Source organism: Paenibacillus sp. FSL P4-0113, from assembly GCF_038009305.1.
GTDB classification, from domain to species: domain Bacteria; phylum Bacillota; class Bacilli; order Paenibacillales; family Paenibacillaceae; genus Paenibacillus; species Paenibacillus polymyxa_D.
In genome coordinates this window covers 3,299,243-3,324,210 of record NZ_JBBPAZ010000001.1, presented here as the reverse complement: position 1 = coordinate 3,324,210, position 24,968 = coordinate 3,299,243, and the positions used below count along the sequence as shown (strand labels likewise).

Here is a 24,968-nt window from a genome sequence, read left to right as displayed (position 1 = left end):
CTTATACAAGCATAAAAGCAGGCTGTCCTTCACATGTGAAATGTAAAGGACAGCCTGCTTTGTTATCGTAAAGGAATCGCGGTTTATTCCAAGTTAGCGTGTTGGCCAAACATAGATTCGGAGGTCAGCTTGCGCAGCTCCATCGTTCTGAGTACCAGTGCATCACCGTACAACAGCAGGGTTTGCTCAAACAATGAGCCCATAGGCTGAATCGTCTGGTAATCCTTGTTGGAAGGATCCTTGGGTGCACCGGGCAGCTTGACGATGATATTGGCCAGTTTGCCGATGGTAGACTCGGGGGACGTGGTTAGAAGCGCCAGAGAGGCCCCGAGTTTCTTTGCTTTTTCTGCCATGGAGATCAGGCTTTTGGTTTCGCCAGAGCCTGAACCAATAATGAGCAGGTCGCCCTCGCCCAAGCCGGGAGTTACGGTTTCACCCACCACGTAAGCTTGAATTTCCATGTGCATCAGTCGCATCGCCAGCGAGCGAATCATGAACCCTGAGCGGCCCGCACCTGCCACGAATACCTTATTCGCAGCGTTGATGGAGTGGATCAGCTGTTCCGATTCCGCATTGCTGATCAACTGTGGAACCCATTGTAGCTCGTTGAGTACCTCAGATAAATATTGAGAGGTTTCCATTGGGGTTAACCTTGTTTGATGAGCTGTTGCATTTGGGAAGCTACAGCCTTTTTGTCGTCCTCGCCAGTGATACCACCGCCGACGATAACCAGATCCGGTTGAGCCTTCACGACTTCAGCCAATGTGCTCAGCTTAATACCGCCAGCCACGGCAGTTTTGGAGTTTTTCACGACTTGTTTGACGGTTTGCAGTGCTTCGAATGGGCTCTGTCCTTCAGCTTGCAGATCGTAGCCTGTATGCACACAGATGTAGTCAACGCCAAGGGCGTCGATTTCTTTCGCACGTTGCTCCAGGTTTTTAACACCGATCATATCCACCAGGATTTTTTTGCCGCCTTGTTTTTTGGCTTCTTCTACTGCACCTTTGATTGTTGCATCTTCAGCTACAGCCAAAATCGTAACGATATCTGCACCAGCCTCGGAAGCTTTTAGCACTTCATAGCCCCCTGCATCCATAACCTTCAGGTCAGCCAGCACTTTCAGATTCGGGAATGCCTCTTTCATTGCTCTTACTGCATGAAGTCCTTCATTGATGACAATCGGCGTACCGATTTCTACGATATCAATATACGACTCTACTTCTTTTACCAATGCAATCCCTTGTGGGATATCTACTAAGTCTAAAGCCAATTGAAGTTCCATGTTATTAACTTCACTCCTTAAGTGAATTTGTATTTGATGAACAGGTACATGCTCTGTTGAGTATCACTCTATACTTTGGTTTCATGCACAGGTTTGATTGTAAGGCCCCGGTATCCGGTTGAAAAGTACGCACTAATTCGTAACGTAGTTACCCCCACGATACTATAGCATCATAAAAACTATCCATTAGGGAGTCTACATTTAGTCTTTTTTTAGCATTATTTCTATAAGGAGAGTCAACTATTCGTAATCGAGGATTTTGCAAAAATCCCATAAGCGACTTCCAATGAACAAGATATAGATCGAAATGGTTTGGTTCGTCTATATCTTGCACTTCGAAGCGACTGGAATCGAATTTTGCAAAATCCATAACCGTACACAGCAATGTAAGGTTGCAAAAAAAAAGAAGATAGCGATGATTGAATTGACTTCAAGTTAGGTTTTGACTATATTTGCAATATACGGTATGCAAAAATGGAGGCTAGCAGCATAACTGCCCTGAAAAATAGCCATTGGGCTAGGGGTAACCGCAATTTTCAGGCTAGGGAGGCGGGGTCTAATGGAAGAGGTCTTGAACCAAAGGGAAGCCATTTATTTGTTGTCGGACAGTCACGAACTCGATAAAGCTTGTGAGTTGTTTAGACTCAGCTACACACATAATGATTGGGATGAAGCGAACAGAGTAGCAGACTTTCTGCATACGTTGGCTGAAAACCTGTATCACACCCAACTGAGAAATGCTGCAGACGGCAAGTATGAGACATTGGACACCAAACACCCGCTAGTGTTTTATTATGCTTACAGTTATCTGGCGAAGTCTATTTACTATCAGAATATGGGCAAGTATGAGGAAGCTAGAAACTATATTATGAAGTATAGCGAAATGGGCTGGTTTATGGGGCTGGATCAGAGCGGTCACGAAGAAGTAGAGAGATTCCGTTTCCTCGCCAAGGCCAATTTATTTACGATTGAGTTACTTTCGGGGAGAAGGGAACTTTTGCCTGAGTACGTTCAATTTCTTCATGACAATGAAGAGGAGTTACTTCCAGGATTGGTTGGTATTGCGGAAGCGGCTAACTTGAATAATTGGAATATAGACGACCTGCTGAACGATTTTGCTGATGATATTAAAATATTTGAAGGTTATGAAGATAGAGCAAACCGCGTATATTATCTAAAACTGGTCAACCAATTGGCCATTTACCATTTCAAGAAGAAGCAGTACTCCGTTGCCTTAAATTATGTTCTTGATTCTCTGCAATTCTCTGCCAATGTAGAAGTGGATGCCAATTTCAGGACATTGGTTGCTCTGTTTGAGACTTATCGAGATTGGGCAACACCATCACAGCAAGAGCAATACCAAACCATTTTATTAAGGGGGCTTCATGCTGAAAAAGGCATTAATCTCGGTAACTATGGCCTTGGCGTCTCTTAGTATTGCTCTTCCGGTGGGAAATATTTGGGAAGGGTTAGACCCTGTGATTCCTTCAAATCATGGTGTTTTTTCTTTTTCTTATCCTGCTTGAGTTTCAGATTTAGATCCTTAAGCCCGATAGGCCTTTTGTACATAAAGGGAGCACACTTTTACGCATTTTGCGATCCGTGTGCTCCCTTTTTTATGCCAAAATTTATTTTACGACATACGAAGTCAGGCTATTGGCCAGATGTTGCATCGTTTCACTCGCCTTTTGCATACGGTCCATCACTTCAGTGAAAGAGCCTACCAGAGTCGCCTGCTCTTGAGAAGAAGAAACAATTTGCTCAATTTCCTGCTCCATTTGATGAATGGAGTTCTGTACATCCTTAAGGGCCCCTTCAATATCGACCGTCGCCTTTTTGGATTCTACGGATAGCTTGCGCACCTCTTGAGCGACGACACCAAAGCCTGCTCCTGCTTCTCCGACACGCGCGGCCTCAATCGCTGCATTCAATCCAAGCAGGTTGGTTTGATCGGAAATTTCCTTGATGAACACAGCTACCTGATTGATTTTACCCGAGTTTTGCACAGCGATTTGGGTGTTTTTCAAAATTTGTTCACTGGTTGCCTGAAGTTCCTCGGAATGAGCTGCTACATGCTGTACCATATCAATGAGCTGCTCGGTGATGGAGCGGTTCTCGGATACGAATTGATCCAGTTGATTTTTGTTAGTCAAATTATAAGAGGCCGCAAATGCTGCAATGACTTCACCTTTCTCGTCCAATACAGGAATACTGATCATATCCAGAGGAAAACCTAGAATTTCAGCAGGAATGTGGGTCAGGCTGGTCTCACGTCCATTTTTAAGCATGGCAAAATTCTTATAGTCCTCGAGTAGCTCCGAGCCTGTTTCAAAGCCGAGGTCCATACCCTCCGATTGGGTATACATAAGGACATGAGTTCGGTCGAAGAGAGCAAGGGTCACTTTCTCACGCATGATCTGTTGTATGTAGGGAATGGCTGCAATTAATGCATCTATTGTATTCAAATAGATAACCTACCTTTCTTTACTAGGTATATTTTTTATAGTCTCGTATATAGTTGTCGGTCTAAAGATGGATAAAAGTTATAAAGATATTGCATCTTTAAGGAAGTGAAAGCATCAGAAAAAAAGGCATACCATTTCCATTACGAAACGATATGCCTTCTATTTAATCTGAACGTGTCAGTGCTGCGTATAGGTAGTTCACTTGCCGCGTTGCTCGAACAGTTGTGCGATTTCCACAATAACCTTGGTAGCGAGCACCATGTTGTCCACCGACACATATTCAAACTTACCGTGGTAGTTCTCCCCACCTGTAAAAATATTCGGTGTAGGCAGTCCCATGTAGGATAGCTGTGAACCGTCTGTACCGCCACGGATCGGCTTGATAATGGGTTCGATATTCAGCTTTGTCATTGCTTCATAAGCGACATCGACGATATGCTTGACTGGCTCTATTTTCTCTTTCATGTTGTAATATTGATCTCTCAGCTCCAGCGCAATACGGTTTTCTCCATATGCGGCTTGCAGCTCTTTGACTACATTTGTTAAATAAGCTTTCCGGTTTTCAAAGCTCTCGCGGTCAAAATCACGGATAATATAGTACAGTTTAGCTTGTTCTGCGGTGCCTGTAGAATCCAAGAGATGATAGAAGCCATCATATCCGTCTGTATATTCCGGGGCTTCGTTTGCAGGTAACCGACTGTGCAGCTCCATAGCGATTTTGGCAGCGTGAATCATTTTGTTTTTAGCCGTACCAGGATGCACATTCACACCGTGAATGGTAATATGGGCGGCTGCGGCGTTAAAGCTCTCATACTCCAGTTCTCCGAGCGGTCCGCCGTCTACCGTATAGGCATATTCAGCGCCAAAAGCGGCTACATCAAAGCGTTCCGGTCCTCTCCCAATCTCTTCGTCCGGTGTAAAAGCAACGCGAATTTTGCCATGTTGAATTTCTGGATGGTCAATCAGGTAGTGGATAGCTGTCATGATTTCTGCGATCCCGGCTTTGTTGTCTGCACCGAGCAGGGTGGTACCATCTGTTGTGATCAGGGTGTGGCCTTTATATTGAGTCAGTTCGGGAAACTCACGTGGAGAAAGAACCACACCAAGCGAAGCATTCAGCGTGATATCGCCCCCATCATAGTTTTCCGTCAATTGCGGCTTTACCCCTGCACCAGTCAGTTCGGTAGCCGTATCGAGGTGAGCGAGAAAACCGATGACGGGAACCACTTTATCCGTATTGGAAGGAAGGGTTGCCATCACATAACCATGATCATCAATGGTTACGTCTGTCATACCAATGGCTTTCAATTCGTCCACCAAAAGGTTGCCCAATGTAAGCTGTCCAGGTGTAGTGGGGCAAGTGTGGCTGCTTTCATCAGATTGGGTATCTACCTGAACATATGTAGTCAGGCGGTCAATCAGTTCCTGTTTCATGTGGATATCCTCCTTGGTGTCATTTCTATTATGGTAGGTATTTTATCATGATTAGGCTTATAATATGAAAAAAATGGTTGAACCTTTTAGGGATAATAGTAAAATAAAAGTAAAAATAGAGTAAAATCTTAAAGGAGTCTGCAATGCCTACGTTAAAAGATATCGCCCAGGAGGCAGAGGTTTCGATATCCACGGTCTCCCGAGTGCTAAATTATGATGAGACACTGTCTGTATCAGAGGAAACGCGGCGCAAAATTTTTGAGGTTGCCGAGCGTATGAAGTATACGACTGTTAAACGTAAAAATGGCGGTATTGGTCGTCAGCCCCGCAAGAAGGCGGAGGGACCCATCCGGTTGGGTATGGTGCACTGGTTTAGCGTGTACGAGGAACTGGAAGACCCTTATTATCTGTCTATCCGGTTTGGCGTGGAAAAAGAGTGCCGCCAAAGCGGGGCACAGCTGGAGCGTATTTTCAGAAGAGAGGACCTGACTGCGCTGAAGGCGTCATCCGAAGGGCTGCATGGGCTGATCGTGCTGGGGCATTTTAGCAGCGAAGAGGTAGAACGTATGCTGGAACTGCCCATTCCTTGCGTTTTTCTGGATCATTCGGTAGAGCGCACAGGGGCAGACTATGTGGTCATTGACCTTGCTCGCGCTACAGCTGATGCACTGGATTATTTGATGGGCGCAGGCCATCGTCACATCGGATATGTTGGTATGGACAAGGATGAGCAGTCCCATGATTCCGAACGAGTCGAGCTAGATGCCCGCTATGAGACATTTTTGCGGTATCAGGAACAGCACAGGCTGTGCACGTCGGATGATATTCATGTGTGCGGCGGAACGGCGGCAGACGGCTTCCGTGCGATGGAAGCGGCTATTTTGGCAGGACCAGAAAACCTGCCTACAGCTTTCTTTGTTGCGAGCGATTCGGTGGCTATTGGGGTGTTAAAGGCACTGGAGCGGCATCACCTTGCGGTGCCGGAACGGATCTCCATTGTTGGCTTCAATGATATTCCGACAGCGGAATATTTGACCCCATCTCTGTCAACGGTCAAAACACATACCGAACTGATGGGAGAAACGGGTGTTCAGTTCTTGCTGCATACGGTACGCAACGGTCCCAACGAGGTAGGGCGCAAGGTCATCATTCCGACCGAGCTCATGATTCGCAACAGCAGTGCGCCGCTACATACCGATGCCCCATAAAATCAACGTTATGGATTTGGACAGCCCTGCCATCCGGGGCTGTTTTTTTGATTGTAAAAAGATACAAAAATGGATTGACAATTGTCTTGTAAATGCTTACATTTAACATATATTTATTTTACCAAGTTTTACTCTTTATTTTTACTCAAATATTTTACTATGGTATAAGAGTGAAAAATAAAAGGTTGAGGTGACTGCCCATGCGTACCATTTTGCCGTTGAATGACCAATGGTTTTACCTTCCTGAATATGTCGAGAGCGAAGTAAGCGCAGGCATTGATGCGAGTCGGTATGAGCCAGTTCAGCTGCCGCACACGAATGTAGAGCTGCCGTACAATTATTTTGACGACAAGGCATTTCAGTTTATTTCTACGTATAAAAGAGAGCTGGACATTCCGGCAGATGCCAAAGGTAAGCGAGTGTATGTTGATTTTGAAGGAGTCATGACCTATGCCCAGGTATATCTAAACGGGGTAAAAGCGGGTGAGCATAAAGGTGGATATACACCGTTCAGCGTTGAATTGACCGAAGTTGCCGAGTATGGCGGCTCCAATGTGCTCACGGTCATCGTCGATTCCACGGAACGGGACGACATCCCTCCCTTTGGGGCAGTCATCGACTATCTGACCTACGGCGGTATTTACCGCGAAGTGCAGCTGCGAATAGTGGAGCCTGTACACCTCGGAACGGTATTCGTCCAAACGCCGGAGCCGCTTGCAGCAAGTAAGACGGTACGCGTCGTCGTGGAGCTGGAGGGCGCCAGCGATCAGCAGGACGACTTGACGGTCGCGCTGCAACTGCTGGACAGAGCGAGCGTGAAGGCGGAGACCGAGCTGGCAGTGGTGACGGCGGCGGAAGTGACGCTGGAGCTGAAAGAGCTGGGCGACCTGCAGCTTTGGGGTATAGATAGTCCCAAGCTATATGAAGCGAAGCTGACGCTGCTACGAGGCGGAGAAGAGTTGGATCAGGTGACCGTGCGCTTTGGCTTCCGCGAGGCCGAATTTCAGCCGGACGGTTTTTACTTGAACGGGCGGAAGATCAAGCTGCTCGGCCTGAACCGTCACCAATCCTATCCGTACGTTGGCTATGCTATGCCCAAAAGAGCGCAGCGTCGTGATGCAGATGTGCTCAAGGAGGAGCTGGGGCTGAATATGGTACGGACATCCCACTACCCTCAGTCCCGTCATTTTCTAGACCGCTGTGATGAGATCGGATTGCTCGTTTTCGAAGAGATTCCGGGTTGGCAGCATATTGGCGGTAAAGCGTGGAAGGACCAGGCGGTGAGGGACGTCGAGGACATGATTATCCGTGATCGTAATCATCCCTCCATCGTCATCTGGGGCGTACGAATTAATGAGTCGCAGGATGATCATGATCTGTACACGCGTACCAATGAGCTGGCACGAAAGCTAGATCCGACCCGTGCTACGGGTGGTGTGCGTTATATTGTAGGCAGTGAGCTGCTGGAAGACGTATATACGATAAATGATTTTGTTCATGATGGTGGGCACAAAAAATATTTGGCGAAGGAAATCCGCAATTTTGATACGTATGACGATACAGAAGGCGTAGATGGCGAAACGACAGGCTTGCGCCAGCCTTCTCTCGTTACAAAGCTGGATCATCCGGTCCCTTATCTGGTAACGGAATATAACGGGCATATGTACCCGACCAAGCGTTTTGACCAGGAGGAACGGGTAATGGAGCATGCACTGCGCCATACGCGGGTCCAAAATGCTTCCTATGCCGATGAGGGCATTGCCGGAGCGATTGGCTGGTGTGCTTTTGACTATAACACGCATGCTGATTTTGGTTCCGGTGATAAAATCTGCTACCACGGTGTCATGGATATGTTCCGCCTGCCTAAATTTGCAGCGAGCGTGTACCGGAGCCAGAAGAACGTCGAACAGGAAGTCGTTATGGAGCCGGTCACTTACTGGTCGCGTGGCGAGCGGAATATCGGAGGCATCGTGCCGCTGGTCGTGTTCACCAATTGCGATGAGGTGGAGTTCATCTACGGTCATGAGCGCAAAGGTGTTTATCGTCCGAACCGAGAGAAGTACCCAGCGCTTCCTCACCCCCCTGTCGTGATCGACGAGTTGACAGGCCACTGGGGCATGAAGTGGGAAGACGCTGTATTCATTGGGTACGTAAATGGGCAAGAAGTAATACGTAGATACTATTCACGTAATCCGGTGCCGACAGAGCTGCGCGTAGCTGCAGACGATACAGTGCTGGAAGCCGGCGATTGGGATGTCACTCGAGTGGTAGTCGATGCTCTGGACGAATACGGCAATGTATTGCCGTTCTATGCAGATCCCGTTTCGGTGGAGGTCGAGGGAGTGGGTGAATTGATCGGTCCTTCGAGCTTATCTCTGATTGGAGGACGTATTGCATTCTGGATTCGGTCGAAGGGGGAGGCTGGACAAATTCGTGTGAAGGTCTCTGCGCCTTCCCGTTTCGGTCCGCAGGAATTAGCCTTCACGTGCAATAATGAAGCAAAGGCAACATACAATCCTACTAGCCACTTTTTATAACGTTTGAGCCTTCCATTATTTAAAAAAGGAGTTGTCCGCAGATTCTGTAAAGGATCTGAGAGGGCAACTCCTTTTTACATATATAGGGTACGTTAATCTATGAGTCTTTTAAATTGTGTCTTATTACTGAGTCACTTAACGTTACGTTCATAGATTGGAAGCATAGAATACACTATCAAAAGCAAGGGAGGTGAAAACTATGGCGATTCTTTTACCTTCGCAATTCTACAATCTTGCTGCTGGTGTGGGTAAGTCCTTTTTTGAAAACCTGAGAGGCGGTAATAATGCTACAATTACCGTGAATAATACGGGTGCCAATCCGGTTGATCTTGTGGTTACCCGTGTCAATGCTCCTGTGATCACTTATGTTATCCCGGCGGGCAACAGTCTAACGTTAGAAGTTGCTTTGCTGCTGGTAGCTGCTCTTCAGGCGACTCCAGTTGGAGCAGTAACAGGTACAATCCAAATTGCTACATCTGATTTCTAACTTGTAACGACCTGACTCTCTAACTCTAGCTTTGCCGAAAGGCAAGGTTAGAGCTTTTTTTGTTTGAAATTTTCTGAAACTTTTTTCATATTGTGCCGATATATACATATAGCATAGCAAACAACAACATCGAAAAGGAGTACCCTGTATGAGCTTTAGCAATCCGGTTTTACGTGATGACATCTTTTTGCGCGAAGATGAAAGAGAAGCTAGTGAACAACGCATGACCATTGGAGGAACGGTGAACAAAACGTTGCTTCTGCTGGTTCTGCTCATCGTCTCTGGCAGTATTACCTGGTACATGACCTATGAAGGAACTGTAGAGGTGCTATCTTTGCTGACGGCAGGATTTATTGGTATGACAGGCGTAGCACTTGCGATATCCTTTTTTCCAAAAACGGCGCCATTACTCTCTCCTGTATATGCGATTCTGAGTGGTTTTGCTTTGGGTGGCGTTTCAGCTTTTATGGAGTATGAGTACCCTGGGATTGTGGCCAATGCCATTTTGCTGACTGTGGGTATCTTGTTCTTGATGCTCTTTATGTACACACAGCGAATCATCAAGGTGACACGCGGCTTTATCTCATTCGTTGTCCTATGTACAATGGCAATTTTTCTGGTGACGCTGGTTGATTTTATGTTGAACTTTTTCGGTATGAATGTTCCGTATATCCATGAAACAGGTTGGCTGGGCATCGGCATCAGTTTATTTATCGTGATCATTGCGGCTTTAAATCTGCTGGTGGATTTTAATTTCATTGAAGAGCAAGCAGATCAAGGCGCACCCAAATACATGGAGTGGTATGGTGCTTTTGCATTGCTGGTGACTCTAGTATGGCTGTATGTACGGATTTTGGACCTGTTGGCCAAGTTCAGTAAGAGGGACTAAGTGCAGGGTGAGAAGAAAGGGATGGCTGAATGCCGTCCTTTTTTGTATTTTAAATAGACGGTTTAAAAATTGCATTTTACGTTAAATACATAGAAGTTGGGTAAAACATTAAGACAGACAGGAGAGGAGTGAGTACATGTATCAAGTAGTGCTGGTTAGGCATGGAGAAAGCGTGTATAACCGACAAAACCTGTTTACGGGCTGGACGGACGTGGACCTGACTGAACAAGGGACTCATGAGGCCATTGAGGCGGGACGTATTCTCAAGGAGGCTGGTTATACGTTTGATTTGGCATTTGCCTCTGTGCTAAAACGATCTATCCGCACGTTGTATCACATCTTGGATGAACTGGATCATCTGTGGATACCTGTGCAGAAGTCATGGAAGCTGAATGAACGCCATTACGGTGCTCTTCAGGGGCTTAGCAAGCTGGATTCTGCCGTTGAATACGGCGAGGAGCAGGTCCATATCTGGCGGCGTAGCCTGACAGTGCGGCCCCCCATGCTGGATGAGAAAGACGAGCGGAGTCCGCATCGGGAAGAGCGTTATCGCAATATTAAGCCAGAAGAGCTGCCGCTTGGGGAAAGTCTGGAGGACACAGTGCATCGGGTCGGCGAGTTTTGGAAGCAGCGGATTGTACCTTTGATTCTCAAAAAGGATCGAGTTATCATTTCTGCACATGGTAACACTTTGCGGGCTTTAATCAAGTATATGGAGAATCTGGACGAAACCGCATTGCTGGATTTGAATATTCCGACAGGTATTCCGCTGGTGTATGAGCTGGATGAGCATATAGATCCCATCCGGCGCTTTTATCTCGGTGATCCGAGTCATGTAGAGGCTAAGAAGCAGGCTGTGGCCAACCAAAGCAAGGTAACGGAGTGAGTTTTCATACACAAAGAGGACAGGGCGCTTCCTCGCATCCTGTCCTCTTTGTGTTGGGTATAGATTAAGCGTTTGCTTCTTCTTCTGATTCCTGGCTGTCTTCCTCTGCGGGAAGTGCCCACACCGACACACTGCCGGCACGAACGGGAAATATGCCGTAGCCATCCTGCCCGATCTTTACGATATGATCGTGATGCCCGGTCAAATCTATCCATTCTTCCCCTGCACGTTGTTTACCTACGAACATGCGCTTTTCCCCGTCATTTGCGTTGGTGATCACCACAGCACATCCGGAGCCTTCCAGCTCAGGCACGCCTTGACGAACCCATCCAATCGTATGGGGATCATCGAAATAATCTTTTTGCTCACCATAAGCTTTATGGTACCGGGCATATAGTAGCGGGTCTAGCTCAGCTTGCTTGCCTTTCACGGGCGTTTGCCCCTGAATACCGTAGTAATCGCCGTAGAACACGCAGGGATAACCGTCCTTGCGCAGCAAGATAAGTGCATAGGCGCTGGGCTTAAACCAGTCCTCCACCCAGGATTCGAGCGCTTCGTGCGGCTGGGAATCATGATTATCGACAAAAGTAACCGAGTTCAGGGGATGGGTATGAACCAGCGTATCCTCGAAAATGGTGCTTAGATCGAAATCCTTGCCACCCAAGGAAGCGCTATGTAGTTTGTAGTGGAGGGATACGTCAAACAGGTCGATTTTATAATCAATGGTATCCAGGAACTTTTGACATGATTCCAGATCCGGTTTCCAAAACTCGCCTACCATATAAAAATCCTGCCCGCGTTTTTTAATCATTTCTGTAGCAAACTCTCGTACAAATTCATGATTAATATGCTTGATTGCATCCAGACGGAATCCGTTGCATTGCAGAGTGTCCACCAGCCATTTGCCCCAGCGGATCATCTCTTTGCGCACATCCTGATGATTATAGTCAATATTGGCGAACATTAAATAATCATAATTGCCGAATTCATCATCTACATTTTCGCTCCAGCTTTTATTTTTACCTAAAATACGATAGATTCCTGTCCGGTCCTGGCTCGCATCGTAATCGGTTCCGTTAAAATGTTCAAAGTTCCATTGAAATGTGGAATACTTCCCTTGTCGGCCGGGGAATGTAAATTTAGTCCAGCCTTCGATATCAAAGGGCTCGGAAATGACCTCATTGCGGTTATCCGGGTTGACCTCGACGACCTTGAATACTTCGGTTTCATCCGCACCAGCTTTATGGTTCATGACCAGATCGACATAGACGGCCACACCGTGACGAACGCAGGCAGCAACAGCTTCCAGCAGGTCTTCCCTGGTTCCGTATTTGGTGCGCACCGCGCCTTTTTGGTCAAACTCGCCCAGATCGTAAAGGTCATAGACGCCGTATCCCGTATCCTCGGGCGACTGGCCTTTGGTGACAGGTGGAATCCATATCGCGTCAATTCCTTTGGCCTTCAGTTCCGGTGCCAGGCGGGCAAGCTTCTTCCAGTGAGAACCGTCAGCTTCGACATTCCACTCGAAAAATTGCATCATCGTATGGTTCCTTTTCATGTGCGTCCCTCCTTTATATATAACAAGTTACCCACCAAGTGAGGGGGGCTAAACGTCAGACGGTCAATATGATGCTGAATGAAGAACAAGGATCGCTGTATAACGTATGCTAAATCATTAAAATTTGTTATACCTGAGTGTTCATAATGTCTCAATAGCTAGAAAAGGGAACGTGAAAACGGTAAAATGAATCTAACTTAACAATAGTTCGGGTTTTGGGCAAACCGTGGAGCGCGAGCAATAGAAGAAAGGAGGGGTGGACGTGACAGAACCGCAGCAGAATAAGGATGAAACGAGCAAAGCGCTGATAAAAAAATGTACGTATTGTCAGGAGATGAAACCTTTAACGGACTTTCAGCGCAGAACGGGTCGCCGGGCGGGTCCTTATTCCCGGCGTGGTCCTTGCCGTTCCTGCCGGGGGTTGGCCCCGCAAGAACGTGCGGCTACGTCCGCTCCTTACGGCGAGGAAGCGAACCTCTCGGCTGCTCCCGTGACGCAGCATAGCCTTGGAGCAAATACGGCTGTGCACAGCCTGGAGGCGTCACTACCTATGGAGGCACAGCGCCCCCGCAGGAAGCCGGTCACGGATAAAGCGCGTGAGCGCCATCGGCAACGGGTTCGGCATCTGCTTAGTAGGCTGAAGCCTGCGGATACTCGGGCGTTGCGGCTCAATCGTAATGGCATGATTCGGCTAAGAGGTAAAACCGATCAGGGGAGACGCTGGCATCAAGAGATTGAGCTTGATCTAGCCATGACCCTGGTCAGAGAGCGTATGGCGGTGATTGTTAATCCTTACACCGTGCGCAGACTGTATAGCAACAAGGAATTTCGCCAATATGTGCTTAAGCGTGACCGCTATACTTGTTTCTTTTGCGGGGGCTACGGTGACACGATTGATCATTTACTGCCTCGGGCAAAAGGGGGCCACACGACGCCAGTCAATTGTGTATGTGCTTGCAATGAATGCAATCAAGTTAAGGCTGCCCGCGATGTAGATGAGTTCATTGAGTCTGGTGTGCCACAGCCGTCTCCTGATGATTTCGAACCACCTGATATTCCTGATGCTTCTGAAGACACCCTACGTAGGTAGGGCGATTCTGCCAATGCAGCTTGTTCGCCCGACCCACAAGTGGTGATGATCGGGCCTCTGTATGAATATATTTTGGGTTATTTTCATATTATCGAACTGAAACGTACGCTCTCTATTACCCTCCTCTAGTCTAAAATGACCCTTTTTCAAGGGAAACTTGGACAAAAATCGAGCTTATTCTAATTTTTATCTAAAATAACAATAAAAAATTTGCAGAAATTTGTGCAAATTTAAAATTTCTTCGACGATTGTGTTGTGAAAGGTGTAATATAGAGGTATAGGGTTCCGTTTCGGCCTGTTGTAGTCACGAAGGAACGCTTCGTGAGATATTCCGCAGCAGTAACAACAGAATAACGTCTGAGCAATATACAATTGGCATCTGCGATAAATCAGTCTTGCCCTTTAGGGTATAGGCCGGTTTAAGCTGTGCTTCTTGTATGTTTAAGGGCGTGAATTCAATGAACGTTTTATTGCTAGAGTTTATGGATACAGGTTACGAGAGAGGATGGACTTCTATTTTCACAGTAAAGGAGGACGTTCACGCATGTCTGAAAACCAACAAGAGGTGGCAGTAACACAAGAAGCTACCAAAGAGTCTCGGGATGTACTGGACCAATTGATGAAACCGGAGGTTCAGCAATCGCTGACCGTACTGGTAGAGAATCTGCCAAAGTTGACTGAGATGGTTACTTTGATGACCGACGCTTATGATGTAGCTCGCAGTCTGGCAACTGACCCTGTCTTTATCGGAGATATGAAAAACTCCATGGGAGAGTTTGTGAAGCCTGTAACAGAATCGGCTAAAGGATTGGCTTCTGCTGCGATTGAAGCAAATGACCGTGTACAAACTACGGATGGCAGTGTAGGTCTGTTCGGTCTGCTCAAAATGCTTAAAGATCCGAATGTACAAAAAACGCTGCGTTTCAGCCAGGCTTTCCTGGATATTCTGAATGAGCGCCAACGCGAAAGCAAATAATTACCTGATCGAGAACGGAGGATGGACATGTCGAAGCAAATTTTGATCTTGGGCGGCGGATACGGCGGATTGCTGGCCGCTCTTACAGCACGCCAGCATATGGACGCTAGTCAAGCAACCATTACAGTGGTTAACCGCTTTGCGTCGCACCAAATTATTACGGAACTGCACCGTTTAGCGGCAGGTACAATTGCCGAAAAAGCTGTGGCGCTTCCTTTGGAGAAACTGCTGCGTAACAAAGAAATTATCCTGAAAGTGGATACGGTTTCCGAAATTAAGCCTGACGATAAAAAAGTAACCCTGGCCAGTGGTGCTACATTGAGCTATGACGCTCTCGTTATCTCCCTGGGCAGCGAAACGGCATACTTCGGTATTCCGGGACTGCAAGAGCATAGCTTCACGCTGAAATCCGTGGCAGAAGCCAATCGCATTCGCGCACATGTGGAAGCTCGTCTAGATGCTTACAAGCAATCCGGTAACCAAGCGGACGCTACAATCGTTATCGGTGGTGGCGGTCTGACAGGCGTTGAGCTGGTGGGCGAATATGCTGACAAATTGCCTGCAATTTGTCGCGAAAAAGGTATTAACTACGAAGATATCAACTTGTATTGTGTAGAAGCTGGACCATCTATTTTGGCAGGCTTCCCTCAACCACTAGTTGATCGTGCAGTAACAAGCCTTGAAAAACGTGGCGTTCAAATCGTAGCGGGTGTTCCGATTACAGAAATGAAAGCAGACGAAGTTCTCCTGAAAGACGGACGTTCGATCAAAACGAACACACTGATCTGGACAGGCGGCGTACAAGGTAATGCACTGGTTGGCGCATCCGGTATCGAAGTAAACCGTGGTCGTGCAACTGTGAATGGTGCACTGCAATCGACTTCTCACGAAGACATCTTCCTCGCTGGCGACAGCGCAGTGGTGTTCCCGGCTGAAGGCGAGCGTCCATACCCTCCAACTGCACAGTTGGCTTGGCAAATGGGCGAATTAGTTGGTTACAACATCTTCGCTTATTTCAACGGAGCGAAAATGGAAAGCTTTACACCGGTATTCTCCGGAACACTGGGCAGCTTGGGCAGAACAGACGCGATCGGTACTGTAGGCGCGAATGGCACCCAACTGAAAGGCGCTGTAGCTACTTTGATGAAAGAAGGCAGTAACATCCGTTACTTGTCCCATATCAAAGGACTTTTTGCATTGGCCTATTAATATTTCTTACTTTTATATGCTTTATCCAAAGAGAGTGCAATTCTGTGCTCTCTTTTTGTTTTGCAGTTTAACCCATTATAAACCAGTATATGTAAAATGTCATGTGTATTTCTGGATATATGTTGTAAATTATGGTTGAAATGATATTTTTGTGACGATACACTGGTAACGAACAATAACGAGGAGGGTATTATGATTATGAAAATTAGGTTACTAATCTGTCTTATGATTGTATTGAGTTTGGGTGCTACAAACACGAATTGGGCATCAGCTCAAGGCCAAACGCCCATACACTTGAAGGTCAATGATCATTACGTTTTATACACCTACCCTGCATCACCTTTTGTGGATAAGAAGGGGAGACTGCTTATACCGCTCCAAGCGGCTGAGGATATACTGGGCGGCAAAGTAAGTTATAATGCAGCGAACAAGACGGCTGCTGTTGATCTGTTGGGGCGTAATGTAACGGCTACGATCGGATCACCCGAAATATCGGTTAACGGCGAACCTATGACAATGGATACAGTCCCCATCATGAAAAGCAACGCGATGTTTTTGCCGGTATCCATTTTGTTGAAGGATACAGATGCGAAGATGGAGTGGGATCCCCAACGTGGCTTATTGAAGCTAAAACATGATAGCTTTACGGAGAGTCCCGTTCTTATGAGGTTTAAGGGACAAGACTTGGCCCAAGTCATTGATGCGAATGCGTTTGACCTTATTTCCTTTGACTGGGATAAAAAGAAGGATGTATTGAATATTCATGCTACTTATAAGAGCGACTTATCGCCCGCCTTCAAGCAAATTGACTTTAATCCTATGATTGTTTATAGCAAAGGGACCTATAGTGTAAATCCTTATTCTAGACCCAGTATGTTTTACAAAGTGAAAACCACCACTCCTGGTAATTTGGTTTATACGAGAAATATCGATACAATCGATGCGGATAAAGACTATATAAAATATATTACTTCTGTAGGCAGATTGATTGAGTAGTGGAATGTATGTTGCTTGTACATCACAAAAAAGCGACAAAGGCTTAAGGGCCTTTGTCGCTTTTTTGTGAAAGATTAATCTTAGAAGGTAATGATTTGACTATTGTTTCCTTTATTACGTACATATCCAACGACTTTGGATACAGACTGTTTATCTTTAAGATAATCAGTAACGCCATCTGTCAGGTTGTTTCTTTGATTGTTCGAAAGTTTATTCCAGTCATCCGAATTTACATAAACCTCGACGATAGCTTCATTGCTGTCGCCTCTTACGGTGAAATCAAAGCCGACTCCATTATAGGTGCCATATCTATCGGACAAGTTACGTTGGATCGTACTTGAATCCAGAGAAGAAGCTACATCCCTCAAAGTAACATCGCCTCTGCTGTTGGTTGTAAAGGTCGCCATCTTATCTCTATTACTGGAGTTTTTAACCGTACCCTCTACATCGGCATCTTTATACTCTTTCAAAATATCTTCAACGATGTCCTCCAAGTAGCTTCTCTTTCTGCTGTCGGATAGGTCAGTCCATCTGGATTTCGTCATTTCGATGGTCACCGTAATATCGCTTTTGTTACCATCCAACGTGATATCCGAGTTGGTGCTGTAGTCATCGCTGTGATCATCGTTCAGCTTCTTTTGAAGATCCTTCAAGGAGCTAGAGCTATTTTTGCTTGCTTCATCTTTTAGCGTCTGGTTGTCTTTTTGCAATTGAGCAATGGTAGCGTCCTTCGTCGTGTTTGCTGCTTTCGCTGTGTTGAGCTCTTGAGTCAGCGTCGTAATCTGGTTGTTCAACGCCGTAACTGTAGACTGATCAATCGGAACGCCGTTGTCAGCAATGACTACGCGTTTGTTCGTGCCATCCCATGTTACTTTTTTATCCAAAGCTGTACCTGCCAGCTTCAGCGGGATATACGTCACGCCATCCAGCAGAAATGGTTCTGTTTTGGCATCAGTAGGAACCTCGGTTCCGTTGTAGATGATTTTAATATTGTTATATACTGCTTGGATCGGCTTAGTCACTTGTGCGGCATATGTGGATTGGCTGAAAAGAGCCCCGGATATGGCCAAGGCGGATACGGCAGTGATGATGACAGGTTTTTTGATAGATTTCAGTGATTTCATTCGTTGGTCTACCCCTTTATTTAAGAATTATAGCCTGGTTCATAGACTAGAGTAACATTAATGCCTACAAAATCCAACAGCTTGGAGAGTCATTATGGGTTGTGCTTATATTGGTTAGACGCAACAGCAACCATAAAAGTTGCCCTGTTCGCGCAAAAGTTTTTCCAAAAGTATCCGAACAACACAAAACAAGCCCGCTGCACAAGACAGCGAGACTTGTAGGTAAAACAGTGCGCCGAAGTTATCCATTCAGGATTATTTGCCGTCCTTCAGTTTGCCTGCTGTTTCCTGAAGATGGCCTTTGGCCTTATCCAGTTTACCTTCGGCTTGAAGGGACTTATTATCGGTAGCGTTCCCGATTTGGTCCTTGATTTCACCTTTGGCTTTGTTCACATTACCTTTGATTTTATCGCTAATTCCGTTATCCTTCATGTTGAAGCCCTCCTTATGTGATCGAACTTTCATTCAGCATGCTGTAGTTAGTCATTACCCGAGCAAGGGTAATACGAAACCAGAGGCTGTATATCACAGACGGGGGTATAATGTTGGATACGGGTTAAATCAGAACGTGAAGTGGGGAGTGGGCGCATGCTCAAAATTTTATTGTTTATTCTCGTTATTCAAATTATTTACGTATCGGCGTATACACTGCGCATGATTCTGACGCTGAAAGGACAGAAGTACATTGCTGCGCTCATTAGCACCGTAGAAGTTACGGTCTATGTATTGGGCTTGAATGTTGTGCTTAAGTATCTGGATCAAGTGGCAAGTCTTGCGGTATACGCCATTGGCTATGCATTGGGTATTCTGATTGGAGCATGGATTGAGGAAAAAATAGCGCTTGGTTATGTCACCGTTAAGGTGATCAGCAATGAGATTAATGGAGGAATTGCCAATGCGCTGCGGGACAAAGGATACGGCGTTACAGCCTGGCTGGGCAGTGGGCGTGATGGAGAGCGCCTGGTGATGGAAATTTTGGCTAAACGGAAAAACCAGAATAGGCTGTATCAGTCCATTCTGGAGCTGGACCCTAAGGCTTTTGTCATTACGGTAGAGCCGAAGCAATTTCATGGCGGCTTCTGGACCAAGGCTATCCGTAAATAAACATTTTGGTAAATTGCGCATATTTTTTGGAGCTTGGAGCATATTAATACCCGCACAGGTGAATTTTTCAAAAATCCTGGCACAGGTGGGGATTAACAGTAAAATGACAGGGGATATTACCCTATAAAAAACCGAGGGGGGATATAGATGTACAGACGCCAGGCCCCGGAAATCATTCCAGAGGAAAATACGGCTATTTGGTCGTGTACAAATGAGGGTTGCAATGGCTGGATGCGAACGGATTTCACCTTTTTGAACGAGCCAGCTTGTCCATTTTGCCAAGCCTCGATGGGGCAGGAAATGCGGATGTTGCCGATTCTCAATCGGGCGGGCAATTCCTTTGTCGCCCAGCGCTCCTAATCCAGGATTCTGCAAGATCCACAATGGAAAGTGAGTACGATGATCACACTGCAATACTTATGAACGTCAAAAGCCGCTCCAGCGACATGCTGAGCGGCTTTTGGTTGTGATATTGGAGTAGGGGTGACCTGTTACAAAGTAAGGTACACGTTGATCATGGCCTCTCGATGGGCTGCACGGAGTCACGATATACAATATGACCCTGCACCAGGACCCGACCAAAGCGACTGCCGGGATGGCTTATTTTTTTCATCATCGAATCAATTGCGGTACGTGCCATCTGCTCGATGTCTACTCCGACTGTGGTCAGTTGCGGAACAATAAGAGTGGCGTATACATCATTGTCAAAGCCGACCACAGAGCAGTCTTCAGGTACGCGGTATCCCAGAGCAATGAGCTTGTGCACCAGATTGTGAGCGACCTGATCGCAATTACATACAAAGGCAGTCGGCAGCGGCTGAGGAAGCTCCATTTCAACATAAGAGCCTTCGTCGTCCCGGTCACTGAGCACCCACTCGTTACGGAGAGGCAACCTGTGCTCCAGCAAGGATTTATAGTAGCCGAGGAAACGATCCTGAATACTACTGGTGGAATAGAGGTTGCCCACATATGCAATATCCCGGTGTCCCTGGGCGATCAAATAGTTGGTCAGCTCGTAGGCCCCGTAAAAATTATCCGTCACCACGGAGTCGATATCGGCATGCTCATCATAAAAATCGAGAAACATTTTGGGCAGTTCCATGGTTTGTACAAGCTCAATATATGGCTTGCTCACTTGGCCTAGGAGAATGAAGCCGTCCACCTTACGGTCGTAATAGATACGTGGGAGATTAAGCTGTTCTTCGTCTTCGCGATGGAGGATGTGAAGAATGCCGTAGTAGCCGTATGGCTCCAGTGCCCGTGAAATTTGCTGGTAGATGTGCAGATAAAACGATTGGCCAGGGCCGGTAAAACGTTCGGGAATGACAACACCAATGTTATAGGTGAGGCCCTCCTTCATGGACTTGGCAACGGTATTGAAACGATAACCCATTTCGCCCGCGAGCGTCTTAATACGCTCTTTTAGCTCCTCACTAACCCCATCCTTGTCATTGAGCGCCTTCGACACGGTCACGCTGCTTACTCCCAGCTTATCTGCAATATCCCGCATCGTTACGTTGCTCTTCATTCCTGTTCCGCCTTCCAATTTTAAAAAGATAAGCATCTTGCCTAAATCCAAAGAATGGATGCAAAATGCTGGGGGGATATATTAGTAGCTTAGCTGCCTGTAAAGATACAAAGACTGGCAGCGTAGCTGCCCATAGAACAACAATTAGCCTGCGGGTAACAGTTGTTCTATGGATAGTATACATGGTTCCGCAAGCAGGATAAAGCCTGCGGCTTATGTCTGCTGAGAAGGACGGGAGTGCGCTTTCAATAGCGCTTCATTGTGATGAATCAGATCACGGCGAACAGCGGCGCTGCTGAGAGAGCGCAGCGGGTCGGATGGTGTATTGAAGGTGTAGTCCTCCAGTCGAGCGATGGTGGTTGTCGCTACGTGGATACGGGTGTCACTGGAAGCGTAGTAGATAAAAACTTCATCTTGTTCATTAACGACTGCACCGTTGCAAAAAATAACATTCGAAACGTCGCCCACGCGTTCCTCATCATAAGGAGCTAGAAAGTGCCCGCCGGGCTTAGCAATGACGCGCGTAGGGTCTTCCAGACTGGTGGCAAAGGTATACAGCACATACCGCAGCCCGGCGGCCGTATTGCGTACCCCGTGAGCGATATGAATCCAGCCGCGGCTGGTCTTAATCGGGGCAGGCCCCTGTCCGTTCTTGGCTTCGTACACCGTATGATAACGGCGCTCATCAATGACGGTTTCGTGTTCAATCACGGGCTGTGTAATATCTTTGCACAGGCCGAAGGCAATGCCACCGCCCGAGCCGGTGGAAATAAACCCGTCCTGAGGACGAGTATAGAAGGCGTATTGACCGTCCACAAATTCAGGGTGCAGGACAACGTTGCGCTGCTGTGGGGACTGGGTAGTAATGTTGGGAAGCCGGGTCCATGTACGAAGATCACGAGTACGGACCAGTCCGGCCTGAGCGACAGCACTGGAGGTATCGTGAGGTGGCGCGTCAGGGTCCTTTTTTTCCGAGCAATAAATACCGTAAATCCAGCCGTCCTCATGCTTCACCAGCCGCATATCGTACATATTTGTTTCTTCTGGGTCGATATCCTCCCATACTAGGGGGGCGTCAATGAATCGAAATTGATCAATGCCGTTATCGCTTTCTGCCAAAGCGAAAAATGATTTTCGATCCAGTCCTTCGGTACGCGAAACAAGAATGTATTTTCCTTCATGATAGATCGCCCCTGGATTCAATGCTGCATTTACACCCAGCCGCTCCATGAAAAAGGGATTAGTTTGCGCATCCAGATCGAACCGCCAGTGAAGTGGAACATGATGGCGTGTGAGCACTGGATAGAGGTAGCGCTCGTAGATACCATTGTAAAAGGTAGTTTTAACCTCATTAGGGCGTGTAATCAGTTCCTCTTGCTGCAATAGCAGCTCATCGTATTTGCTATGAATCATTGGTTTTCCATCCTTTCTAGCATTTCTATGCAAAATCGGCTGTTGTGATAAGGGCACTTCCAAGGGCCTGCAATCTCTCTCGCATCAGGCTTACCATCCGCTTGAACTGACCAGAACCATTCGCCTCCGGGGCGCGGATCTATGATATATTGCCGAGTATAGGCCCACAGATTACGCACAATTTGCAAAAATCGTTCGTCATTTGTACGTTGAAACGCATTGTAAAAACCAACCATCCCCTCGGCCTGCACCCACCAAATACGTGAGGTGTCTACCCGCTCTCCTTCTCGCTCGTTGATGAGCGATCCGTCTGGCTGAACAGCACGCTCTGCTACCGCATTGGCAATATCCATCACCATGTCCAGGTATTCTGACGGGTAATAACCCAGCACATTCATAGCGTCCTCAATCAACCAGCTGGCTTCGATGTCGTGACCATATGAGGTCAGGTCAAGCAGAGAGCGCCATTCACGATCGAAGAATACCCCCAATCGTCGGGCAGAAGCATCGTAAACGCGACGATATAAAATATCCAGTACGTTCGTCAGTGCATCTCGAACCTCTTCATTTGGCCAGACGCGCAGCAATTGGGTATACGCTTCCAAAACATGAATATGCGTATTCATGGTGATATGCGCGGTAACTCCATTTTCGCTGAGCAGCTCATTAGGCTGCGTGTTCCACAAGCGGTCATATTGCTCGCCGTATGCCTGCCGGGCGGGATCATATCCTTTTTGCTCCAGCAGGTGGAACAGCTCCATAGCTAGTGGCAATGCACTCGGGTCGTCTGTGGCACGTGCATACTCTGCTAGCGCATAGATCGCGAATGCCTGCGCGTATACATGCTTGCACGTGTCCACGGGTTGCCCGGTGTAGTCCACCATCCAATACATTCCTCCATGTAATGGATCAAGCAGGTGATCTCGCAGGAATGTGAATGCATCTCGTGCGGCTTCTGCATAGGTATCTTCCCCTGTTACACGAGCAGCCGCCGAGAAGGACCAGAGTAGCCGTGCAGTGGCAATCCCGCCTTTGTCGGCTTGGTTATGAGTGTGCAGATCCACATCCACCTCGCCGTAAAACCCACCGTGTGTCTCATCCTTCAGTCCAAGCCAGAATGGGAGTATGTGTTCCTTCCATTCCTGTCTAATTTCGTCCAGTAGTGTTGCCAAGAGACAAAGCCTCCTTCGGGAAAAATATTAGGTTATCGTTAACTTTACAGAATTATCATATCTAGCTGTTTGTAAACTGTCAACCATGCTAAATTGGTGTTTTTTCATAAGGTGTGACCGATTCCACTTCACAAAAAAAAGAATATTGCAATTGACATAGTAAGCGCTAACATAATAAAATGATTTTGTTACTTTAACGATAACCTTATTAAAAAACAACAGGAGGAGTCGTCTCATGAAGTTGTCCAAGGTTTTGATGTCATTACTATCTGTGGTTTTGTTAGCGGGGCTGTTTACTGGCTGTACCTCAAAGAAGGATGAGCCAGCTGCCAGCTCTGATCCAAAGGCCGTGGAAGGTGAAATTACGGTTATCACACAGCGGACAGATATTGTGGATACGGTATTTCAGGACTACGCCAAGGAATTTAACAAGCTTTATCCGAACGTGAAGGTCAATTTCCAGGCATTGGCCGATTATGATGGTCAAATTAAAATTCGGATGGGGACCAGGGATTACGGGGATGTTTTGCTGATCCCTGGCAGTATTCCAGTTGAAGAGCTGCCCAATTTTTTCGAACCACTGGGTACTTATGAGGAGATGAAAAATAAGTATACCGGCATTGAAGAACGTACGGTGGATCATAACAGCTACGGTATTCCGATTGCGATGGTTTACTCTGGTGTGATTTATAACAAAAAGGTGTTCAAGGACGCAGGAATCACGCAGCTTCCCAAAACACCGGACCAATTCCTGACAGCGTTACAGCAGATTAAGGACAAAACCAAGGCAGTGCCGCTGTTTACGAACTATGCCTCTGGTTGGGCACTGACCCAGTGGGAGTCTAGTCTGGCAACATTGGCGGGTACAAAGGAATACGTGAATGTCACACAACCGAATACAGATGACAATTTCACAAAGGGCCAGCCTCACTATGAACTGTATAAGGTCCTATACGATGCAGCTAAAAAAGGCCTGATTGAAAAAGATCCAACGACTACGGATTGGGAGACCTCCAAGGCAGATCTTGCTCAAGGCAAAATCGGTACGATGGTGCTTGGCTCTTGGGCAATTGACCAGATCAAAAGCACAGCTCCTAACAAGGATGATATCGGTTTTATGCCTTTCCCGACGAATTCCTCCAAGGTACTTGTGCCGCTGGCTGGTGACTTTAACCTCGGTATTAACGTAAACAGTGAAAATAAACCAGCGGCCCGTGCCTGGGTGGACTGGTTTACCGAAAAGTCCAACTATGCTGTAGAGCAGGCAGGCAGTATTAGTCCGCTGAAGGGTGCTCCAATGCCTAGCATTTTGAAGCAATACGAAGATCAGGGGGTCGTTTTTGAAACACTTACTCCATCTCCAAAAGGACAGGAAGGAATTGTTGATAAAATCGACAAAATGGGCGAAATTGGTTTGTGGCAGCCTGATTTCAAGAAACGCATTATTGAGGCAGCGGTGGGTAACCGCCCGGAATCGTATGACGCCATTATGAAAGATCTGAACGATGCATGGGTGAAGGCGCGTGCTGAAGTGGCTGCTAAGGAAGCAAAATAGCCATCTGAACTGACGAAAAGAAAGGATCGACGTAGCAGTCGATGGACGGATAGCC

At 46.9% G+C, this 24,968-nt stretch carries 23 protein-coding genes; 13 read left to right on the top strand and 10 right to left on the bottom strand.

Features of this window, described 5'->3' with window-relative positions:
- Window positions 1-83 precede the first annotated feature (83 nt).
- Both hxlB and hxlA read right to left on the bottom strand, forming a co-directional pair.
- Complete coding sequence (gene hxlB / locus MKX46_RS14215) at window positions 84-641, bottom strand: 6-phospho-3-hexuloisomerase (protein WP_069012217.1); 558 nt, start codon at window positions 639-641, stop codon at window positions 84-86.
- A 5-nt stretch (window positions 642-646) separates the two neighbouring features.
- Entirely contained in the window at window positions 647-1,282 is a 636-nt protein-coding gene (gene hxlA, locus MKX46_RS14210) for a 3-hexulose-6-phosphate synthase (protein ID WP_340933625.1), read from the bottom strand.
- Window positions 1,283-1,841: 559 nt separating this feature from the next.
- Here hxlA and MKX46_RS14205 point away from each other — a divergent pair.
- A complete protein-coding gene (locus tag MKX46_RS14205; RefSeq protein ID WP_165145785.1) occupies window positions 1,842-2,717 on the top strand; it encodes a DNA-binding protein in 876 nt (291 codons plus the stop codon).
- Window positions 2,718-2,910: 193 nt separating this feature from the next.
- Here the strand turns inward: MKX46_RS14205 and MKX46_RS14200 are convergent, their stop codons facing one another.
- Together MKX46_RS14200 and pepT are read right to left on the bottom strand one after the other, a co-directional pair.
- Window positions 2,911-3,747: a methyl-accepting chemotaxis protein gene (locus tag MKX46_RS14200; RefSeq protein ID WP_069011007.1), complete on the bottom strand. Its 837-nt coding sequence runs from the start codon at window positions 3,745-3,747 to the stop codon at window positions 2,911-2,913.
- A gap of 198 nt (window positions 3,748-3,945) precedes the next feature.
- The gene (gene pepT, locus MKX46_RS14195; protein WP_029518703.1) at window positions 3,946-5,181 is read right to left on the bottom strand and encodes a peptidase T; all 1,236 of its coding nucleotides are present in this window, start codon (window positions 5,179-5,181) and stop codon (window positions 3,946-3,948) included.
- Window positions 5,182-5,324: 143 nt separating this feature from the next.
- On the opposite strand from pepT, the gene MKX46_RS14190 reads away from it, so the two are divergent.
- The 5 genes from MKX46_RS14190 to gpmA all read left to right on the top strand — a co-directional run bounded on the left by MKX46_RS14190 (window position 5,325) and on the right by gpmA (window position 11,188).
- The gene (locus MKX46_RS14190; RefSeq protein ID WP_341071374.1) at window positions 5,325-6,389 is read left to right on the top strand and encodes a LacI family DNA-binding transcriptional regulator; all 1,065 of its coding nucleotides are present in this window, start codon (window positions 5,325-5,327) and stop codon (window positions 6,387-6,389) included.
- Window positions 6,390-6,589: 200 nt separating this feature from the next.
- The gene (locus MKX46_RS14185) at window positions 6,590-8,926 is read left to right on the top strand and encodes a glycoside hydrolase family 2 protein (protein ID WP_341071371.1); all 2,337 of its coding nucleotides are present in this window, start codon (window positions 6,590-6,592) and stop codon (window positions 8,924-8,926) included.
- Between the two features lie 199 nt (window positions 8,927-9,125).
- Entirely contained in the window at window positions 9,126-9,413 is a 288-nt protein-coding gene (locus tag MKX46_RS14180; protein WP_029518700.1) for a hypothetical protein, read from the top strand.
- Window positions 9,414-9,561: 148 nt separating this feature from the next.
- Complete coding sequence (locus MKX46_RS14175; RefSeq protein WP_341071369.1) at window positions 9,562-10,302, top strand: Bax inhibitor-1/YccA family protein; 741 nt, start codon at window positions 9,562-9,564, stop codon at window positions 10,300-10,302.
- A gap of 136 nt (window positions 10,303-10,438) precedes the next feature.
- Window positions 10,439-11,188: a 2,3-diphosphoglycerate-dependent phosphoglycerate mutase gene (gene gpmA / locus MKX46_RS14170; RefSeq protein WP_029518698.1), complete on the top strand. Its 750-nt coding sequence runs from the start codon at window positions 10,439-10,441 to the stop codon at window positions 11,186-11,188.
- Window positions 11,189-11,252: 64 nt separating this feature from the next.
- Here the strand turns inward: gpmA and MKX46_RS14165 are convergent, their stop codons facing one another.
- Window positions 11,253-12,746, bottom strand: a complete 1,494-nt coding sequence (locus MKX46_RS14165; RefSeq protein WP_039271815.1) for an alpha-amylase — start codon at window positions 12,744-12,746, stop codon at window positions 11,253-11,255.
- Between the two features lie 262 nt (window positions 12,747-13,008).
- Here MKX46_RS14165 and MKX46_RS14160 point away from each other — a divergent pair, with 262 nt between their 5' ends.
- The 4 genes from MKX46_RS14160 to MKX46_RS14145 all read left to right on the top strand — a co-directional run bounded on the left by MKX46_RS14160 (window position 13,009) and on the right by MKX46_RS14145 (window position 17,017).
- Window positions 13,009-13,836 carry an HNH endonuclease gene (locus MKX46_RS14160; protein WP_341071368.1) on the top strand — a complete coding sequence of 276 codons (828 nt, stop codon included), beginning with the start codon at window positions 13,009-13,011 and terminating at the stop codon, window positions 13,834-13,836.
- 544 nt (window positions 13,837-14,380) lie between these two features.
- Complete coding sequence (locus tag MKX46_RS14155; RefSeq protein ID WP_029518696.1) at window positions 14,381-14,812, top strand: DUF1641 domain-containing protein; 432 nt, start codon at window positions 14,381-14,383, stop codon at window positions 14,810-14,812.
- Between the two features lie 27 nt (window positions 14,813-14,839).
- A complete protein-coding gene (locus tag MKX46_RS14150; protein ID WP_069011002.1) occupies window positions 14,840-16,021 on the top strand; it encodes an NAD(P)/FAD-dependent oxidoreductase in 1,182 nt (393 codons plus the stop codon).
- A gap of 198 nt (window positions 16,022-16,219) precedes the next feature.
- Window positions 16,220-17,017, top strand: a complete 798-nt coding sequence (locus MKX46_RS14145) for a copper amine oxidase N-terminal domain-containing protein (protein ID WP_340933613.1) — start codon at window positions 16,220-16,222, stop codon at window positions 17,015-17,017.
- Between the two features lie 80 nt (window positions 17,018-17,097).
- Here MKX46_RS14145 and MKX46_RS14140 read toward each other — a convergent pair whose 3' ends face one another.
- Both MKX46_RS14140 and MKX46_RS14135 read right to left on the bottom strand, forming a co-directional pair.
- Complete coding sequence (locus tag MKX46_RS14140) at window positions 17,098-18,141, bottom strand: stalk domain-containing protein (protein WP_340933611.1); 1,044 nt, start codon at window positions 18,139-18,141, stop codon at window positions 17,098-17,100.
- Window positions 18,142-18,396: 255 nt separating this feature from the next.
- Window positions 18,397-18,573, bottom strand: coding sequence for a CsbD family protein (locus MKX46_RS14135; RefSeq protein ID WP_068939077.1), 177 nt, complete (start codon window positions 18,571-18,573; stop codon window positions 18,397-18,399).
- Window positions 18,574-18,729: 156 nt separating this feature from the next.
- Between MKX46_RS14135 and MKX46_RS14130 the strand changes: the two genes are divergently transcribed.
- Both MKX46_RS14130 and MKX46_RS14125 read left to right on the top strand, forming a co-directional pair.
- Entirely contained in the window at window positions 18,730-19,245 is a 516-nt protein-coding gene (locus tag MKX46_RS14130) for a DUF2179 domain-containing protein (protein ID WP_013312523.1), read from the top strand.
- Window positions 19,246-19,392: 147 nt separating this feature from the next.
- A complete protein-coding gene (locus MKX46_RS14125; RefSeq protein ID WP_025721956.1) occupies window positions 19,393-19,605 on the top strand; it encodes a cold-shock protein in 213 nt (70 codons plus the stop codon).
- A 154-nt stretch (window positions 19,606-19,759) separates the two neighbouring features.
- On the opposite strand, the gene MKX46_RS14120 is transcribed toward MKX46_RS14125, so the two are convergent.
- The 3 genes from MKX46_RS14120 to MKX46_RS14110 all read right to left on the bottom strand — a co-directional run bounded on the left by MKX46_RS14120 (window position 19,760) and on the right by MKX46_RS14110 (window position 23,358).
- Window positions 19,760-20,773 (bottom strand): substrate-binding domain-containing protein, encoded by a 1,014-nt coding sequence (locus tag MKX46_RS14120; RefSeq protein ID WP_029518692.1) that lies wholly within the window; start codon window positions 20,771-20,773, stop codon window positions 19,760-19,762.
- A 213-nt stretch (window positions 20,774-20,986) separates the two neighbouring features.
- The gene (locus MKX46_RS14115) at window positions 20,987-22,186 is read right to left on the bottom strand and encodes a glycoside hydrolase family 130 protein (protein WP_318627716.1); all 1,200 of its coding nucleotides are present in this window, start codon (window positions 22,184-22,186) and stop codon (window positions 20,987-20,989) included.
- Complete coding sequence (locus MKX46_RS14110; protein ID WP_341071367.1) at window positions 22,183-23,358, bottom strand: AGE family epimerase/isomerase; 1,176 nt, start codon at window positions 23,356-23,358, stop codon at window positions 22,183-22,185. The genes MKX46_RS14115 and MKX46_RS14110 overlap by 4 nt, the downstream gene beginning before the upstream one ends.
- 235 nt (window positions 23,359-23,593) lie before the next feature.
- On the opposite strand from MKX46_RS14110, the gene MKX46_RS14105 reads away from it, so the two are divergent.
- On the top strand, window positions 23,594-24,913 hold the full coding sequence (locus tag MKX46_RS14105) for an ABC transporter substrate-binding protein (protein WP_341071365.1): 1,320 nt from the start codon (window positions 23,594-23,596) through the stop codon (window positions 24,911-24,913).
- The last annotated feature ends 55 nt before the right edge of the window (window positions 24,914-24,968 follow it).

What these genes read in the sequence shown, in the direction of transcription:
- MKX46_RS14175 (WP_341071369.1), top strand. Translation starts at nt 9,562, where the DNA reads ATGAGCTTTAGCAATCCGGTTTTACGTGATGACATCTTTTTGCGCGAA.
- MKX46_RS14135 (WP_068939077.1), bottom strand. Translation starts at nt 18,573, where the DNA reads ATGAAGGATAACGGAATTAGCGATAAAATCAAAGGTAATGTGAACAAA.
- MKX46_RS14205 (WP_165145785.1), top strand. Translation starts at nt 1,842, where the DNA reads ATGGAAGAGGTCTTGAACCAAAGGGAAGCCATTTATTTGTTGTCGGAC.
- MKX46_RS14180 (WP_029518700.1), top strand. Translation starts at nt 9,126, where the DNA reads ATGGCGATTCTTTTACCTTCGCAATTCTACAATCTTGCTGCTGGTGTG.
- hxlB (WP_069012217.1), bottom strand. Translation starts at nt 641, where the DNA reads ATGGAAACCTCTCAATATTTATCTGAGGTACTCAACGAGCTACAATGG.
- MKX46_RS14130 (WP_013312523.1), top strand. Translation starts at nt 18,730, where the DNA reads ATGCTCAAAATTTTATTGTTTATTCTCGTTATTCAAATTATTTACGTA.
- MKX46_RS14105 (WP_341071365.1), top strand. Translation starts at nt 23,594, where the DNA reads ATGAAGTTGTCCAAGGTTTTGATGTCATTACTATCTGTGGTTTTGTTA.
- MKX46_RS14150 (WP_069011002.1), top strand. Translation starts at nt 14,840, where the DNA reads ATGTCGAAGCAAATTTTGATCTTGGGCGGCGGATACGGCGGATTGCTG.
- pepT (WP_029518703.1), bottom strand. Translation starts at nt 5,181, where the DNA reads ATGAAACAGGAACTGATTGACCGCCTGACTACATATGTTCAGGTAGAT.
- gpmA (WP_029518698.1), top strand. Translation starts at nt 10,439, where the DNA reads ATGTATCAAGTAGTGCTGGTTAGGCATGGAGAAAGCGTGTATAACCGA.
- MKX46_RS14125 (WP_025721956.1), top strand. Translation starts at nt 19,393, where the DNA reads ATGTACAGACGCCAGGCCCCGGAAATCATTCCAGAGGAAAATACGGCT.
- MKX46_RS14185 (WP_341071371.1), top strand. Translation starts at nt 6,590, where the DNA reads ATGCGTACCATTTTGCCGTTGAATGACCAATGGTTTTACCTTCCTGAA.
- MKX46_RS14140 (WP_340933611.1), bottom strand. Translation starts at nt 18,141, where the DNA reads ATGAAATCACTGAAATCTATCAAAAAACCTGTCATCATCACTGCCGTA.
- MKX46_RS14165 (WP_039271815.1), bottom strand. Translation starts at nt 12,746, where the DNA reads ATGAAAAGGAACCATACGATGATGCAATTTTTCGAGTGGAATGTCGAA.
- hxlA (WP_340933625.1), bottom strand. Translation starts at nt 1,282, where the DNA reads ATGGAACTTCAATTGGCTTTAGACTTAGTAGATATCCCACAAGGGATT.
- MKX46_RS14190 (WP_341071374.1), top strand. Translation starts at nt 5,325, where the DNA reads ATGCCTACGTTAAAAGATATCGCCCAGGAGGCAGAGGTTTCGATATCC.
- MKX46_RS14145 (WP_340933613.1), top strand. Translation starts at nt 16,220, where the DNA reads ATGAAAATTAGGTTACTAATCTGTCTTATGATTGTATTGAGTTTGGGT.
- MKX46_RS14155 (WP_029518696.1), top strand. Translation starts at nt 14,381, where the DNA reads ATGTCTGAAAACCAACAAGAGGTGGCAGTAACACAAGAAGCTACCAAA.
- MKX46_RS14115 (WP_318627716.1), bottom strand. Translation starts at nt 22,186, where the DNA reads ATGATTCATAGCAAATACGATGAGCTGCTATTGCAGCAAGAGGAACTG.
- MKX46_RS14120 (WP_029518692.1), bottom strand. Translation starts at nt 20,773, where the DNA reads ATGAAGAGCAACGTAACGATGCGGGATATTGCAGATAAGCTGGGAGTA.